The following is a 16329-nucleotide window of genomic DNA, read 5'->3' as shown; positions in this document are numbered from 1 at the left end:
GCTCCCTTTTACTCTCTTATAACATGCGATGCAATTTCAAATAAAAAATCTTATATATTTTACTTTTATTCTACACTTGTTTCTAAAGTTACATCTGTATAAGTATAATCATCACCTGTATTTAAAATCACCTCACATTGACGTAATCTCAATTCAAAGAGCATGATAGAATCATGATAAACTTCAGGATTTGATTTCATTTTATGTAACATCTCTTGTTTTTCTTGTATTTCTAATTGTGTATTTTCTACAGCTTGTTTCAAGGAGTTAAATGGATTCCTAAAGAATATATGAATATCTCGCTCTTGTGTGTTTTCAAATAGCTCAAATTGCAAGAAAAATTTCTTCATAATAGAATCCGTTACCTCGGTATAATCTTCATTTTCTACATACTGTTTGTATTTGTTATATAGCATAGCTTTGTTTTTAGGAAGAACTCCAAATAATTTACCGGCACTTTTCAGTAAAAATTGTGCTGGCGTAAATCGACGTAAAATATTTACTTCATCCATTTGTATTCTAGTCGTCATTCTGTCAGTATCTCTACGCCAGTCATCTAGCACTTTAAAATCACATTCTAACTGTATTCGATTTTCTCCAAATAAAGAATTAAGTCCTTCACTAAGTTCTTCTAAGTACGATTGACTTTGAAGGAGCTCATTATTAGAAGTTGCAATCCAATTTTGCATAGAAAGAGCAAGATTAGGTAATACAGTTTGTTCTAAATATTTATGCACTCTTTCATTCATTGCTTTATTTAGTTCCATATCCATATGACCGAAATCGCTTTCTTCACTCATTAAATCTGAACAACCCTGTAATATCTTCGGAATATTTTCAGTAAGATCATTCGCAATTTCAGTTTTCATTGTACGATATGATTGTGTAATGAAATGAATTTTTTCCCTCTCAAATGCAGTAAGGTTATTAATGCTACCGTTTAGTTTCACTAGCATATCTTCATTCCAATTCATAGTATCCACTAGATTATTTTCTTTCTCAACGCGTTTATCCAAAAGATATGTAATTGTTTTTCGAATGAAAAACAATAGCTTTTCAGTACGTTCTGCATCGATATTTTTATGTTTAAAGTTAAAGTGAACAAACTCTGTTAATTCATTCAATTGTTGACTACTTGTATATAACGAAGAGTAAGGGAAAATCCTCGCATGCGGGAAATATGTGTTTATTCTCGCTGCTGTATCATGTAATACTCTTTTCACTTCTGCTTCACTATAAATGTTATCGATTTTATTTAATAAGAAATGCACTTGTAAATTTGGTGTATGTTCTTGAATGCTTAATAGAATATCACGCTCTTTATCAGTAAAAGGTGAATCCGCATTCAATACAAATAATAATTCATCCACAGAATTCAGATATTCAAATACCTCATCCCTAGTGTCGTTATTCCTATTAAAGCCAGGTGTAACTACAAATGTAAGTTTATTTTCACTTAAAAATCTGCATGGTAATTTAAATTCAACACATGCTCTATCTCTATATGTTTGATGGTGCTGAGACATCATATTATGGTAATCAGAGATATCTTCCGTTGTTGTAATTGCAGCGTCTGTTATGGCGTTAATTTCTGTATGAGCATCATTTTTTAAAACTACTACATTTGAAATTGATTTTTCTAATATATTTTCTCCTAATATAGAGTTGATAAATGTAGTTTTTCCGTTCCCTGAAGTTCCCGTTACTAAAATACGATTTGTTCTTAAATCTGCGAGTTCGTCAACTAACCATCTAAATCGGTGACCTATTTCTATATTGTGCTTTTGTGCCCACTGTGTAATAGATTCAAAAAGATGTAAACTGTACTCTAAACCATTCACATGATTAATAGAATATGACAGCAGGTTTTCCGCATGTTTTATATTTGCTGAATCTATTTGGGAAGGAAAACTCTCATCCCATGCCAATACAGCTGCTGATGGAAATACAGCATAAGACGGATTAACTACTTTTAACCAATTTGTTAAAAGATTTGGAATGATATCGTGTAATTGTCTAAGCATATATTTCCCTTGAATTAATACAAAGTATGTTTCTTCGTAAAGAGAAGAAATTTTGTCCCATATATCGGACGAATGTATTTCAATATGTAAGAAAAATTCATTTATTGTGTTAAGCCACAATAAGTAATTTTGTTCATTTCTGTAACTGTTCCAAAGTGATGAAACCATTTGTGTAAATTGTACTTGATCTATATTATTTAATGTAACTAATGCATCATAAAAATAATCTGGTGAAATATGTTTAGTAAATCCTTTATCGATATATCCTTTTAACACCTCAAACCATGGATAAGATTCTGTTCGAATTAACTCATTCACAGCAAGCTCTACTGCACTATCAAAATCTTGTTGTTCCTCATAAAAGGAACGGGCAATTTTTGTGACATTCGGATAATCGGGATTTAAAGTAACTGCTTCTTTAATAACAGCGAAAGCTGAGTCAAAATTATTTTGCTCGATATAAAGAGAAAGTAATTGCAGTCCAATTTCAGTCATCAATATTTTATTATCAGTAGTAATGGAAGTATAAACATTTTCAGCAACTGATAATTGATTCAGTTCGAAATAAGCATCCGCAATATTTTTTTGTGCCCATGGTTCTAATTCATTACGAACCTTCTCCCATTTAAAAATAGCTGCTTCAAAATCTTGATGACGATAGTAAAATTCACCTTGTGCAAAACGAATGTAAGATCCATCCGAAATCTCATTTTTTTCTTCGTTTACATAAACTTCTCCAAGTACGTCAAGAGGTTGTTTTGTTTCATTCTCCATTAGGAATGTTTCATAATACATCTTTTTTATTAATTGTTTTTCTACTCTCATCTTTTCCCCCACTATATCTTGAAAATACATTTTTAAGATATGTCAATACTTTTTGTATGTATGCTTTTTATCTTAACAAAGAATATCTTTTGGAAAATTTCATTTTCCTTTCATTTTTCAAGTTAGATTGAATTTTTATGAGAAAAATTTCAGTTTTTTTTCAATTTCCTTTCAGTTATGAAACAGCATTAAATGTTCCTAATAACCTAATAACACTATAATCTCCTGCATTATATTATCAAGAAAAACCTATATAAATCATATTATAAAAACAATTTATAACGAATATATATGCAAAATTCTCTTCCCTAACAAATAAAAGAAATCTTTATCATATATTTCTCAAATTATTTTCCTTTGAAATATTTCAGTAGTTTCGTAATTAAATTCCATTAACCTATATAAATAACTAGTCCCAAAAAAATCTATATGCATATCATGTTATAGTAAAGAATTCAGGAAATCCTAAGAAGGAGGCATTTTCATGTTTGAAGATAAATCTAAAATAAATTACCCATATGAATTTACTGAAACTACAACAGTTCCTCTAAAGAACCCCATCAATAAAACATACAAAAACGGCTCAGGCACACATAACTTCCCAATTAAGAAGCACTATAAAGAACAGGTGCTATATACGGAAAAAATTAATAATAATAAAAATAAATAATCATATTGATCCTTATAACAATTAGCCAAATAAGAATCAATATTTGGCCATGCATAGTTATGTGTTTCATAATGTAGAAATCTTTATTATACAATTTACGTACCTTTAAAAAGTGCTGATATACGGCGCTTTTTTATACATAGATACATTGAAGCCACCTTGATTTAGAAATAAACTGCAAAAAGAGCGTGTTTTCATTCACTAAACACGCTCTTTTAATATTACAAATCTATACCTAGTTATTTATTTCACACTATTCTTCACTCAACCAATACATAATCTTTCCTATATGCGCTTATCATGCCAGAAATTTACCGAAAAATGATTATTTTCATCATAAGCTTCAAATTCATAACCTTTTTCTTTTAATCCTCTTATAATCTCTGGAACTGCAGCAATAGATTGTGGATGAATATCATGCATTAAAACCACTTCCTTTGAAGATGTTGCACCTGCTAATACATTTTGAACAATTTTTGCGGCTGCTACATCAACTGGTAATTTATTGTATTTCCAGTCTAAAGAATCAATTGTCCAATCCCAGACTTTCAAATTATTTCCAACCACTTCATTTCGAAGTGATTCATTTAAGCCGGGCATTGATCCATATGGTGGACGTGTTAATTTCGGTGTGTTTCCAATAACATTTCTAATTAAAGATTGATCCTCTTTCATTTCCTTAACATATTCCTGATTGGTGTATAACTTTTTAAAATCATGTGTCATACTATGCATGCCCACATAATGGTTCTCTACATGCTCTCGTTTCACTAAATCCGGGAACCTTTTCACATTGTTACCAATTAAAAAAAATGTTGCTTTCACATTATTTCTCTTTAATACATCTAATAGATTAGCTGTATATTTTCCTGGTCCATCATCAAAAGTTAAGTATACAACTTTTCTTTCTTTACCATCAAAACGATTAGGTATCGATTTTCTCAATTCATTTTTAGGTAGACTGCTCACTGATTGGACACTGTTTATCTCTTCTGCATTTACCTGCTTAGGATTCGTAATAGATTGAAACATGTAATAACCTATTGCTACTAATATAATAGCCAGGAATACACTTATAATTCGTTTTTTCTTAAGCTTAATTTTCATTCCTTAATTCTTCTTTCTATCCTATTATTCACTTTATGTTATTTAGTTTTTACCACCCTATTAGATAATAGAGTTCTTTAACAAAACTCTTTTCTGCTAATCATTTTAATAATCTATTTCGGCAAAGATTAATTCCCTGCACTACTGTTTATACCATTTCCAATAATAATTAAAACCACTGGATATAATACTGGTCCTAAAGTAAGACAAATGTTTAAAAGTATAATAAATTTATATAACCAGTTGTATTTTTGCTCATTAAGATTTACAAATATTAGAGTTACTAATGTTACTATTGTAATTATATGTAATAACAAAATTAGTAGCCAATAAAACATCATTATAGTAAGATTCCATTTACCTAGTATTTGGTATGTTATACCTACTATAATTACTAATACTGCAGCATTAAAGGAAATAAACAAAGTTCTTTTTAATATTTTAGGAAACATTGTGTAATATACCTTTTTATTATATAAATCTATTAAAATGGCCAAAGATAGATATGCCAGTAATACTCCTATCCAACTTAAGACCCAATCTTGGTTTCCTTTTAAATTAAATAGAAGAAAAATTATCCCCCCTAATGCAAGAATTAAGGAGATGAGTATGTTATTTAATGCTGATTTCATGATGCTTTCACTTCCTTAAACATTTTTTTCTTGTACTACAGGATTTTACGAATAAAACAATCTAACTGTTTAATTACTTTTTCATTTCTGCGATAATAAGACCACTTGCCCACAATTTTATTCTCTATGAGGCCACACCTTTGCAGCAATGACAAATTACGAGAGGTCGTTGATTGAACTAAACCTATTTTATTTTGTATATCCCCTGCACAAACTCCTCCTTGAAAGTCTCCTCCTCTTTGATTAGGAAATTGAGGAGGAAAGTTTTTTTCTGGATCTTTCAGTAATTGTACTATCCTCAATCGAGTTGTATTTGATAATGCCTTAAATAAATTTGTAAGTTGTTCATCACTCATTACTTGTTAATCCTCCGTAAATTTCAATTTTCTTTTCATTTAACTCCTGTATTAATAACATAGTGAATATTCAATATTTAATTTATTTAAATTTCATTTTCAATAATTGAATTTTTGATGATGCTTCTCACTGAAATTATTAACTAGCTTTTAAAAAGATTGTTACCTTATTTATGAAGTATATGCTTTTCATATTGTACTTCCGTCTTAACTAAAGGATCACTTTTACCAATAATTACACACATGACAACAATAAACGCTAAGACAATTGTTAACCATGTAATAGATTCATCTAAGAATAAAACAGAAAAACCAATCATTAAAAATGGCTGTAAATATTGTAACTGGCCAACTTTTGCAATGCCCCCTAAAGACATACCGCCGTACCAAGCAATATAAGCTAAAAATTGACTTATGATGGCTAAGTAGAATAAACTAATCCAAGCTTCTATAGGTGCTTGGAGCATATCACTGGACATGCTTAGTTCAACGGGAATTATAAAGAATGGGGCACCAATTAAATTCGCCCATGCGATTACTTTCCAACTTCCAAGCTCCTTCGAAAGTTTTCCACCTTCTGCATAGCTTAATCCTAGGATTAGTACAGCTGCAATTAATGCTATATCACCCATTTGTAATTGGCCTAAGCCTAAGTAAAAGGCATAAAGAATAACTGTTATCGTACTAATACTACTCGAAATCCAATAGCGCTTAGAAAGCCTCTCACCTCCGCGCCACATTGCAAATCCAGCTGTTGCCAGTGGTAGTAACGCCACTTCAATGGCTCCATGTGATACGGGTAACGATTTCATAGCAAAGGTTGATAATAACGGAAAGGCTAATACAGCACCAATAGCTACAATCCATAGGCTCTTTAATTGGTTTTTAGTTGGTAATTTTTCTTGTTTTTTAATAAAAATAACCCCAATAATTATTGCCGCTATAACAGCTCTACTTAACCCAACAATTGTAGCACCAAAGTAAGGTACGGCGGTTCTTGTTGCAGGTAGTGTTAGACTAAAACAAATGACACCAATAAATCCTAGGAGCATTCCTTTTCTTACATTATTTTTCATTCTATCCTCCCTTTAAAGGTACATAAATGTAACCTTCTAGCCATAGTTAAAAATGAATAAACTAATTTAATATGATTGTAATTGAAATTGAACATTTTCTATATAATAGAATTTCACATCTGTCATGGTACAGATTGCAAAGGAAATGTATAACGTTACAATATAGAATAATTGACACGAAGAATAATGATTAATTTAAATGGTTTGATATTTTAAAAGTAGCAACATATTATTTTAATGTCTGTTCAATTCCCCCTTCACAAATACATAAATGTACTTCATAATCATTATTAAACTGTTTACGCTAATTAAGTATGATTGTAATTGTTATTGAACTTTTCTATACAGTAGAATTTCATATCTATCATGGTACAAATTGCAAGGAGAATTTATATGATTTCAAAATATAGAGGCATTTTAGTATGGTTAAAACAACAAATAGAGGATAAGCAATTTAAAGCAGGAGATAAATTACCTTCTATCCGAACACTGGCTGATCAATTTCAATGTAGTAAAAACACGGTGGTAAAAGCATTATTAGAATTAGAAAAACAACATATTGTTTATTCCAAACCTAAAAGTGGGTATTACGTAGTAAATACACACTTAATACCTGATGAAAATGAAAATATTGATTTTTTATCTGTAGGTCCAGATGAACGAACCATGCCGTATGAAGATTTCCAACTTTGTATTAATAAAGCAATTGAGCAGTATAAAACACAAATCTTTGCTTATAGTGAGCCGCAGGGGTTATTCTCATTAAGAAAAGAGTTAGTAAATTACTTACAAAATTCACAAGTATTTACAAAACCTGAGCGACTTGTTATTACTTCTGGATCACAACAAGCGTTAAATATACTATCGATAATGCCATTCTTAAACGGAAAGAAAAAAGTATTAATTGAGCAACCTACCTATTATGGTATGATAAATACTTTACTGCTAAATCAAAATGAAATACTTGGAATTGATTTAACAATGGAGGGTATTGATTTTGGTAAACTAGAGGCTTTATTCCGTGATGAAGATATTAAATTCTTTTATACTATGCCAAGATTTCATAATCCACTTGGCCATCATTATACAAATGAAGACAAGAAAAAAATTGTTGCTCTTGCAGAAAAATATGATGTTTACATTGTAGAAGATGATTATTTGGCAGAATTTGATGTAGATTCCAAGGCAGATCCATTATTTGCATACGAACCTAACGGAAGGGTCATTTATGTTAAAAGTTTTTCAAAAGTATTTGTACCAGGATTACGTATCGCAACAGTTATACTCCCTGAAGCGATGGTTGATCAATTTGTACAATATAAATTTATTGCTGATTTCAATACATCAACACTATCACAAGGCGCTTTAGAAATATATCTAAAAAGTGGAATGTTTCATTATCATATAGACAATGTAAAAAAATTGTACATTAATAAAATGAATATCTTATTAAATGCTTGTTCAACTTATTTACCCAGCTATATAAAATTTACTAAGCCAAAAGGTGGTTTGTATCTTACTATTTTCTTACCTTCACATATAAACGTTGACCAGTTGATTCATTCTTTAAAAGAAAAACATATTTATGTAGATAATGCATCTAGAATGTATTTAGAAGGAAACAAACAAAAGGTACTCCGGATAAGTATCTCCCAAGTAAATAAAGATAAAATAGAATATGGTATTCGGGAATTGGCAGCTTATATAGTAGACATGGTGGAAAAGAAAAAAGACAATATAATATGGTATTAATCTTCATGTAAAACTCAAAAAGACACCTTAAAATAAAGGTGTCTTTTAATGTTTCACATGAAATAAATTAATCCTACATAACCCTCTTAAACATCTTCTCCAACTCATAAGTAGAATGATGTACAAGAATCGGTCTTCCGTGCGGGCATGTGTATGGGTTTGTTGTTGTACGTAGTTCTTCCAGTAAAGCAAATATTTGATCGTTCGTTAAATATTGATTTGCTTTAATCGATGCTTTACAGCTCATCATGATGGCTGCTTCTTCACGTAACTTTTTAATATCAACTTTTTTTAGTTTGACGACTTGTTCCATCATTTCGTCGATAATGTCTGTTTCTTGTCCTTTTGGGAACCACGTTGGATGTGAACGGACGATAAAGGATTGATGACCGAATTGCTCTAAGAACAGTCCAACTTTTTTCAGTTCTTCTAGTTGCTCTTCGACACGTAAAAATTCAGTAAGAGATAAGTCAATACGGTATGGTACAAGTAGCTCTTGTACTTCTTGCGCTACTCTTCCTACTTTATCACGGAAGTATTCATAATTAATACGTTCCTGCGCGGCATGTTGATCAATCATATATAAGCCTTTATCATTTTGGGCGAAAATATATGTTCCATGCATTTGTCCAATTGGATAAAGCGGTGGTAAATCATTACCGTTCATTTCAATCTCTTTTATTTCTCGAACTTCTTCTTCCAATTCCTCTAATTCAAAGTCCTCTTCGTTATTATTCCAAAATTTTTCTTCTCGAATCGGTTCTTCGATTATCGGCTTAGAGGATGGCTGCCAACTTTGCTCTTCTCTTACGAGCGACTGTGGTGGTTGCCATTCTTGTTTCGGTGGTTGCCACAGTTGTGCTGGCTGTTTCACAACCAGTGGTTCTTCTTGTTTTTCATCCATGCCCGTCGGTAAAACGATGTCTGGCATAGATGACTCTTTTGGCTTCGCATGCTCAAACTGGAATTGTTCTTGCACACTTTCATCTTTTTCTTTTTTCTTCGTTGCTACACCTGCATCTGGGATGAGCTGTATTTTTTTAAATGCTGCTTGCAATGTTTCTTCGATAAGCTTTAGCAATTCTTGTTCTTTACTAAAACGAACTTCTAATTTCGCTGGATGTACGTTAACGTCAACAAGCATTGGATCCATTTCAATCGATAAGAAGCCGATTGGATATCGTCCGACTGGCAGTAATGTATGGTATCCTTGCTGAATGGCTTTCATTAATACGAAATTTCGAACATAGCGACCATTTACGATCGTTGACATATAATTTCGAGATGCTCTCGTTACTTCTGGTAATGTTACATAACCTTTAATTGTGAAATCTAAAGATTCAGCTTCAATTGGAATAAGCTTCTTCGCAACTTGAATACTGTAAATTGATGCAAGTACTTGTCTTACATCACCATTTCCTGATGTGTGAAGCAATTTCTTTTCATTATGAAACAACTTTAATGATACTTCTGGATGTGACATTGCAATACGATACACGATATCTGTAATATTCCCAAGCTCTGTATGAATGGTTTTCATATATTTAAGACGCGCTGGTGTATTAAAGAATAAGTTTTGTACTGTAATATCTGTTCCTTTTCGGCTCGCTGTTTTCTCTTGCTTTATAATGTCTCCACCTTTAATCATAAGGTGCGTACCAGGTGCATCACCTGTGCTAGTGATTAATTCTAATTCACTAACTGAGGCAATACTCGGCAATGCCTCACCACGGAAACCGAGTGTTCTAATGCGAAACAGATCGTTTTCATCTTTAATTTTGCTCGTCGCATGTCGTTCAAAAGCGACGATACAATCTTCTTCTGCAATGCCATCCCCATTATCAATGATGCGAATTTTTGATAAACCAGCTTCTTCTAAGTGGATTTCAATAGATGTACTATTCGCATCGATAGAATTTTCCACAAGTTCTTTTACGACTGAGGCAGGGCGCTCTACTACTTCCCCTGCCGCAATTAAGTTAGAGAGTTGGTCATCGAGTTTGCGAATTTTCCCCATCTACTTACTCATCCTTTCTTTAACTTTTTCTGTAAGCGATACAATTCATTCATCGCTTCTAAAGGTGTCATATCAAGTAAATCAATTTTTTTAATTTGCGCAAGTACTGCCGTTTCTTTTGCATCTAGAACTGGCCTGTCTTGTTTTTTCGAAGACTGTTCTCCACCAAAGAATGATAGTTGTGATTCTTCTTCAGTCTCTACTTTCGTCTCTTGTATTTCTACTGGCGCTTCTTTTACAACTACAGGTTCTGGAATAACTTCTTGCTCTTGCTCTTTCACTTCTACACGCTTTGGAATAACAATTTCTTCTTGTCCTTCTAGTTGCGCTAACACTTCTTTCGCACGAGCAATTAAACTATCTGGAAGCTCCGCAAGTTGTGCAACGTGAATTCCGTAACTTTTATCAGCCGCTCCATCTTGAATTTTATGAAGGAATACTACTTTTCCGTTCTCTTCAATAGCTGAAACATGTACATTCTTCAGTTGATCTAAACTTTCTTCTAGCACCGTCAATTCATGATAATGCGTAGAGAATAATGTTTTTGCACCAATTTGGTCATGAATATGCTCAATGATTGCTTGTGCAAGTGCCATACCATCATACGTAGATGTACCGCGTCCAATTTCATCGAATAAAATTAAACTTCTTTCTGATGCGTTTGCAATGGCATTTTTCGCTTCTAACATTTCGACCATAAATGTACTTTGACCGGAAATTAAATCATCCGCTGCACCAATTCTCGTAAAGATTTGATCAAATACAGGTAATACCGCTTCTGCCGCTGGTACGAAACAACCAATCTGTGACATAACAGTTACAAGTGCTAATTGTCTCATATACGTACTTTTACCAGACATGTTCGGTCCTGTAATTAAAAAGACATCCATTTTCTCTGGCATAATACAATCATTCGGTACATACAATTTCCCGTTCAATACTTTTTCAACGACAGGATGGCGACCATCTTTAATAAAGATTTCACGCTTCGTTGTTAGTACAGGTTTTACAAACTGTTCTTCTTCACTAACTGTCGCAAAACTTTGCAGTACATCTAATTCACTAATTACTTTCGCTAAATGCTGTAATTTCGGAATAAATACTTTTACTTCTTCACGCAGCGCTGTAAATAAATCATATTCTAGTTGTACAATTTTTTCTTCTGCTTCTAAGATTAATGTTTCTTTTTCTTTCAGTTCATCTGTAATGAAACGTTCAGCATTAGCAAGCGTTTGTTTACGCTCATAGCGACCTTCTGGTAATGCTCCAAGATTCGCCTTCGTCACTTCAATGTAGTAGCCAAAAATACGGTTGTACCCGATTTTTAACGATTTAACTCCTGTAATATCGCGCTCTCGTTTTTCAAGCTCAGCGATCCACGTTTTCCCGTTTTTACTAACGTAACGATATTGATCAAGCTTGTCATTATAACCGTCTTTAATAATATCTCCATCTTTAATAGAAAGCGGTGGGTTTTCTTGAATACTTCTTCCTAGTAATTCAGTTAAGCTCTCACATGGATCTGCACCTTGAATTAACCTTGCTGCATACGCATTATCTAACAGACTAATCGCTTCTAAAATAGCTGGTACTTGAAGTAAAGATCGTCTTAACTGTAATAAGTCCCGTGCATTCACATTACCAAATGCAACTTTCCCTGCTAAACGTTCTAAATCATATACTTCTTTTAACTTTTCCTTTAAATCTTCACGTAAGAAGTAATCATTTACAAACGTTTCAACCATTTCTAAACGCTCTTCAACTTTTTCTTTTTGAATAAGTGGACGTTCCATCCACTGTTTTAACATACGACCACCCATAGCTGTTTTCGTTTTATCTAATAGCCATAATAATGATCCTGTTTTTTCTTTTGTTCGAAGTGTTTCTGTCAGTTCTAAATTTCGCTTTGAATGCACATCAATTTTCATAAACTGGTTCGTATAATAAATTTCCACTGGTTGCAAGTGATCTAACGAACGTTTTTGTGTTCTTATTACATAGTTAAATAAGCGTCCAATTGCTTTAATTAACTTTGCTTGTGAAACATTTTTCACAAGATGTTCTAATCCTTCCGGAATAGTTGTTGCATCTTCATACGAAATCGTCATTTTTAATGTTTCAGTTAATTTATTTAATTCATCTTTTGAAAATGTAGAATCTACAACAATTTCTTTTGAACCAGTTGCATACACTTCTAATAAAATATCTTCTACTGAACCTGTTAACAACGTTACTGTATTTTGTCCAGTCGTTAAATCATTACAAGCTAAAGCATATGATCCATCTTCAAAATGTGTTAATGCTGCTAAGAAGTTATTTTCTTTCTCATCAATCGTACGCCCTTCCATCATCGTTCCTGGCGTAATTAGTTGTACGACTTCACGGCGCACTACACCTTTAGCTGTTTTTGGATCTTCCACTTGCTCACAAACAGCTACTTTATATCCTTTTTCAACAAGTTGTTCAATATAATTTTTAGCTGCATGATGTGGTACACCGCACATCGGTATACGATCACTACTACCACCATCTCGGCTCGTTAATGTAATTTCAAGTTCATGAGCTGCTTTAACCGCATCTTCAAAGAACATTTCATAAAAATCACCTAAGCGGAAAAATAAAAAGGCATCTTGATAGTCTGCCTTAACCTTTAAATATTGCTGTATCATAGGCGTATATTGCGTCATACTTTTCCTCCATAATTCTTACATAATAATCTATATTCATATATGTCACATTTCACGGACACTCATATCTCCTATTTCAGGAGTCTTTCTTCATTATAGCACATTTCATAAGGAATCATGTTCATTCAAGCACTACTTATGTAAAGTAAAAAGCTAGGAAGAACTTCTCCCTAGCTTTCTATTACTCTTCTTCTGCATCAACAATAAAGTTCGGATCTAACTCTTCAAACTCATCATCATCGATTTGGAAATCTTCGTCTGATTCTACACAACCTTCAGGATTTACACTTACACAAATTTTTGTTTCGCCAACTACTTCTGTTACAAATTCACGTTCTACAGTTACAACAATTTTATTACCATTTGGTGATACAAGAGCTTCTAAACAATTTGGTGGCTGAATGACACGAGCAATAATTTCTAAATCATCACCAGAAAAGTTTTTATCACGATACCCAATACTTACTTCATCAGTGTAGTTCACACGTTCTGTTACAACTTCTGTCTTTGTATTACCATCAAATGAATACCAAGTGTTCACATCATAGAAACCTTCAATTTCCACATGCTTTCCATTCTTTCTTGCTTCGTACGAGTGGTTAATTACCCAGCACCCTAAAATACTTGTTGGCTCATTATTCGATTCACATGTATGCGTTGACTTTGTATACTTACGTCCTTTTCCAACCACTGCTTTTGTAATAATCTCTCTAAATTCGGACATTCGTAACCCTCCTCAATCACTATTCACTTAATCATATGCGTGACAATAGCGGAATGTGTCATTCTTTTTTCGAGAAGAACTTACGTTAACCCACTAAAAAAAAGAGATGTCAGTATGACATCTCTTTAACAACCACAATTTCCTTTTTTACTTTCTACCGCTGCACCCGTTTCACCTTTCAATACATCGCCATTAGTTGAAATTAATATTTCATCTGTTACGTTGTTAGAAATCGTACTTGCAACTAGCTGTAGTAAGTCATTTACGTATGTTTGTGAAGATTTAAATTCTTGTACTACTGGGATACTATCTAACTTATCTTGCAGGGCATCAATTTCAGCTTCTACTTTTTTCAAAGCTTCCCATTTCCCATAATGTTGCAAGTTTACTGCTTGCTTTTGCAGCGCTTTAATTTCATCAATTGCACGCTTTACATTTTCATTTTTATGAATTTGCGCCTCTGCTTTCTTAAAGAAATCAACTTCTTCTGTTTCAGAAATCATTTTTGCTAATTCTTTCGCTTGTTCAACAATTTCATCTTTCGAATATGCTTTCATCTATAATTCCACCTCAATCGGCTCTTCAACTAATTCCCCGTTAAGAGACCAAGTTTTTGCTTCCGTTACTTTTACTTTTACAAGCTGACCAATTAAAGATTTTGAAGCGACGAAGTTTACAAGTTTATTCGTACGAGTATAACCTGCAAGTACTTCTGGATTATTTTTACTTTCCCCATCAACTAACACTTCTACAATTTGACCTTTGTAACGATTATTCTTTTCAATTGCCAACGTATTTACTAGTGTATTTAAGCGTTGAAGACGTTCTTTTTTCACTTCCATCGGTACATTATCTTTCATTTTTGCAGCTGGTGTACCTTCGCGCGGAGAATAAATAAAGGTAAAGGCAGTATCAAATCCTACTTCACGATATAACGACATCGTTTCTTCAAATTGCTCATCTGTTTCATTTGGGAAACCGACGATAATATCAGTTGTTAATACTGCATTTGGAATGGCTTCCTTAATTTTTCTTACAAGTTCTAAATAATGCTCACGTGAATATTTACGCGCCATAATTTTTAACATATCTGTGCTTCCAGATTGAACTGGTAAGTGAATATGTTCTACTAAGTTTCCACCTTTTCCAAGCACTTCAATTAAATGATCATCGAAATCACGTGGATGGCTCGTTGTAAAACGAATACGGGCAATATCCACTTTACGGAGTTCGTCCATTAAATCGCCTAGACCGTATTCAAAATCTTCAAAGTCTTTACCATATGCATTTACGTTCTGTCCAAGTAACGTAATTTCTTTATAACCATTTGCAGCTAAATGACGAATCTCTTGGATGATATCTTCTGGACGTCTGCTTCGCTCTTTTCCGCGTGTATACGGTACGATACAATATGTACAGAACTTATCGCAGCCATACATAATATTTACCCAGGCTTTAATATCACCACGGCGTACTTTCGGAAGGTTTTCAATTACGTCCCCTTCTTTTGACCAAACTTCAACTACCGTCTCCTTAGAAAACATTGCATCTTTTAGAATGTACGGTAATCTATGAATATTATGCGTTCCAAACACCATATCTACATGCTGATTTTTTTGCATAATTTTATTTACAACAGATTCCTCTTGAGACATACAACCACATACACCAATTAAAAGGTCCGGATTTCTTCGTTTTAATGACTTTAAATGACCTAGTTCACCGAACACTTTATTTTCAGCATTTTCACGAATGGCACAAGTATTTAATAATACTACATCTGCATCTTCAGTTGAAAAAGTTGGTTCATATCCAAGCGCGGTGAAAATACCCGCCATTACTTCCGTATCATGCTCATTCATTTGACAACCATATGTACGAATATAGAACTTTCTTCCTGTACCAAAATTGCGAAACTCTTCAGGTAAGCCAAAATCCCGTTCAATTTTAACTTCTTCTTTCCCTCGCTTTTTTGCATCTTTTAAGGAAGGTGGTTGGTATACATTTTCAAAGTATTTACTATAATCTTTCTCTTCTTTTTTCGTAGAGGAATTTGCTTGTTGACTTGCTAATCGTTGTTGCTCGTTCATCGGTAATCTCCTTTCACCCTTAACTATACACACTCTATAGTCCATTTTAATGCGCTTAAACTCACCTCAAAAATGGTTAGATAGCTTGAGAGATAACTTGTCCTTTGAAACTTGAGTAACCAATCTAATCATCTATAAGAATGAAGTCTTCCCCACACAAATAGACATTCCCTTTTCGTATTTCTTTTTGTCCTACCAAAAGCATATTGCTTTATCCCTATAAACATTACCATAGTATGAAGCGTTTCGCCAATTTTAACAAGAAATAGGATCTGTCTTATCTTACATTTCATTAGCAATGAACTCGCTATTTTCATACAACGATTTATATATTATTTTACCATTCTGAATTTTCTAAGTAAATATAAC

The 16329-nt window shown here is 33.0% G+C and carries 12 protein-coding genes; 2 read left to right on the top strand and 10 right to left on the bottom strand.

Annotated elements, in window-relative coordinates; all coding sequences use genetic code 11:
- Positions 1-65: 65 nt before the first annotated feature.
- The gene (locus ACUN28_RS10455; protein ID WP_116329155.1) at positions 66-2879 is read right to left on the bottom strand and encodes a dynamin family protein; all 2814 of its coding nucleotides are present in this window, start codon (positions 2877-2879) and stop codon (positions 66-68) included.
- Between the two features lie 454 nt (positions 2880-3333).
- Here ACUN28_RS10455 and ACUN28_RS10450 point away from each other — a divergent pair, with 454 nt between their 5' ends.
- Positions 3334-3519, top strand: coding sequence for a hypothetical protein (locus ACUN28_RS10450; RefSeq protein WP_016086655.1), 186 nt, complete (start codon positions 3334-3336; stop codon positions 3517-3519).
- A gap of 285 nt (positions 3520-3804) precedes the next feature.
- Here the strand turns inward: ACUN28_RS10450 and ACUN28_RS10445 are convergent, their stop codons facing one another.
- The 4 genes from ACUN28_RS10445 to ACUN28_RS10430 all read right to left on the bottom strand — a co-directional run bounded on the left by ACUN28_RS10445 (position 3805) and on the right by ACUN28_RS10430 (position 6690).
- Positions 3805-4626, bottom strand: a complete 822-nt coding sequence (locus ACUN28_RS10445) for a peptidoglycan-N-acetylglucosamine deacetylase (RefSeq protein WP_016086654.1) — start codon at positions 4624-4626, stop codon at positions 3805-3807.
- A gap of 128 nt (positions 4627-4754) precedes the next feature.
- Positions 4755-5258, bottom strand: a complete 504-nt coding sequence (locus ACUN28_RS10440; protein WP_016086653.1) for a DUF3902 family protein — start codon at positions 5256-5258, stop codon at positions 4755-4757.
- A 35-nt stretch (positions 5259-5293) separates the two neighbouring features.
- A complete protein-coding gene (locus tag ACUN28_RS10435; protein ID WP_016086652.1) occupies positions 5294-5614 on the bottom strand; it encodes an ArsR/SmtB family transcription factor in 321 nt (106 codons plus the stop codon).
- A gap of 167 nt (positions 5615-5781) precedes the next feature.
- Positions 5782-6690 (bottom strand): DMT family transporter, encoded by a 909-nt coding sequence (locus ACUN28_RS10430; protein ID WP_016086651.1) that lies wholly within the window; start codon positions 6688-6690, stop codon positions 5782-5784.
- Positions 6691-7083: 393 nt separating this feature from the next.
- Here ACUN28_RS10430 and ACUN28_RS10425 point away from each other — a divergent pair, with 393 nt between their 5' ends.
- Complete coding sequence (locus ACUN28_RS10425; RefSeq protein WP_016136803.1) at positions 7084-8442, top strand: aminotransferase-like domain-containing protein; 1359 nt, start codon at positions 7084-7086, stop codon at positions 8440-8442.
- Positions 8443-8515: 73 nt separating this feature from the next.
- Here the strand turns inward: ACUN28_RS10425 and mutL are convergent, their stop codons facing one another.
- The 5 genes from mutL to miaB form a co-directional block, all read right to left on the bottom strand.
- Positions 8516-10459 carry a DNA mismatch repair endonuclease MutL gene (gene mutL / locus ACUN28_RS10420; protein ID WP_016136804.1) on the bottom strand — a complete coding sequence of 648 codons (1944 nt, stop codon included), beginning with the start codon at positions 10457-10459 and terminating at the stop codon, positions 8516-8518.
- 8 nt (positions 10460-10467) lie between these two features.
- Positions 10468-13146, bottom strand: coding sequence for a DNA mismatch repair protein MutS (gene mutS / locus ACUN28_RS10415; protein ID WP_016086648.1), 2679 nt, complete (start codon positions 13144-13146; stop codon positions 10468-10470).
- 181 nt (positions 13147-13327) lie between these two features.
- Positions 13328-13870 carry an outer spore coat protein CotE gene (gene cotE, locus ACUN28_RS10410; protein WP_001288800.1) on the bottom strand — a complete coding sequence of 181 codons (543 nt, stop codon included), beginning with the start codon at positions 13868-13870 and terminating at the stop codon, positions 13328-13330.
- Between the two features lie 125 nt (positions 13871-13995).
- Positions 13996-14427: a RicAFT regulatory complex protein RicA family protein gene (locus tag ACUN28_RS10405; protein WP_016086647.1), complete on the bottom strand. Its 432-nt coding sequence runs from the start codon at positions 14425-14427 to the stop codon at positions 13996-13998.
- Positions 14428-15960 (bottom strand): tRNA (N6-isopentenyl adenosine(37)-C2)-methylthiotransferase MiaB, encoded by a 1533-nt coding sequence (gene miaB / locus ACUN28_RS10400; RefSeq protein ID WP_016086646.1) that lies wholly within the window; start codon positions 15958-15960, stop codon positions 14428-14430.
- Between the last annotated feature and the right edge of the window lie 369 nt (positions 15961-16329).

This window comes from Bacillus sp. WC2507 (assembly GCF_052656125.1).
The sequence above is the reverse complement of the archived record's forward strand: the minus strand, read 5'-3'. Positions and strand labels throughout refer to the sequence as shown.

Bases quoted from the DNA above. Each gene is read 5' to 3' on its own strand.
- ACUN28_RS10430 (WP_016086651.1), bottom strand. From the start codon at position 6,690: ATGAAAAATAATGTAAGAAAAGGAATGCTCCTAGGATTTATTGGTGTC.
- ACUN28_RS10455 (WP_116329155.1), bottom strand. From the start codon at position 2,879: ATGTATTTTCAAGATATAGTGGGGGAAAAGATGAGAGTAGAAAAACAA.
- ACUN28_RS10445 (WP_016086654.1), bottom strand. From the start codon at position 4,626: ATGAAAATTAAGCTTAAGAAAAAACGAATTATAAGTGTATTCCTGGCT.
- cotE (WP_001288800.1), bottom strand. From the start codon at position 13,870: ATGTCCGAATTTAGAGAGATTATTACAAAAGCAGTGGTTGGAAAAGGA.
- mutL (WP_016136804.1), bottom strand. From the start codon at position 10,459: ATGGGGAAAATTCGCAAACTCGATGACCAACTCTCTAACTTAATTGCG.
- miaB (WP_016086646.1), bottom strand. From the start codon at position 15,960: ATGAACGAGCAACAACGATTAGCAAGTCAACAAGCAAATTCCTCTACG.
- mutS (WP_016086648.1), bottom strand. From the start codon at position 13,146: ATGACGCAATATACGCCTATGATACAGCAATATTTAAAGGTTAAGGCA.
- ACUN28_RS10450 (WP_016086655.1), top strand. From the start codon at position 3,334: ATGTTTGAAGATAAATCTAAAATAAATTACCCATATGAATTTACTGAA.
- ACUN28_RS10440 (WP_016086653.1), bottom strand. From the start codon at position 5,258: ATGAAATCAGCATTAAATAACATACTCATCTCCTTAATTCTTGCATTA.
- ACUN28_RS10435 (WP_016086652.1), bottom strand. From the start codon at position 5,614: ATGAGTGATGAACAACTTACAAATTTATTTAAGGCATTATCAAATACA.
- ACUN28_RS10425 (WP_016136803.1), top strand. From the start codon at position 7,084: ATGATTTCAAAATATAGAGGCATTTTAGTATGGTTAAAACAACAAATA.
- ACUN28_RS10405 (WP_016086647.1), bottom strand. From the start codon at position 14,427: ATGAAAGCATATTCGAAAGATGAAATTGTTGAACAAGCGAAAGAATTA.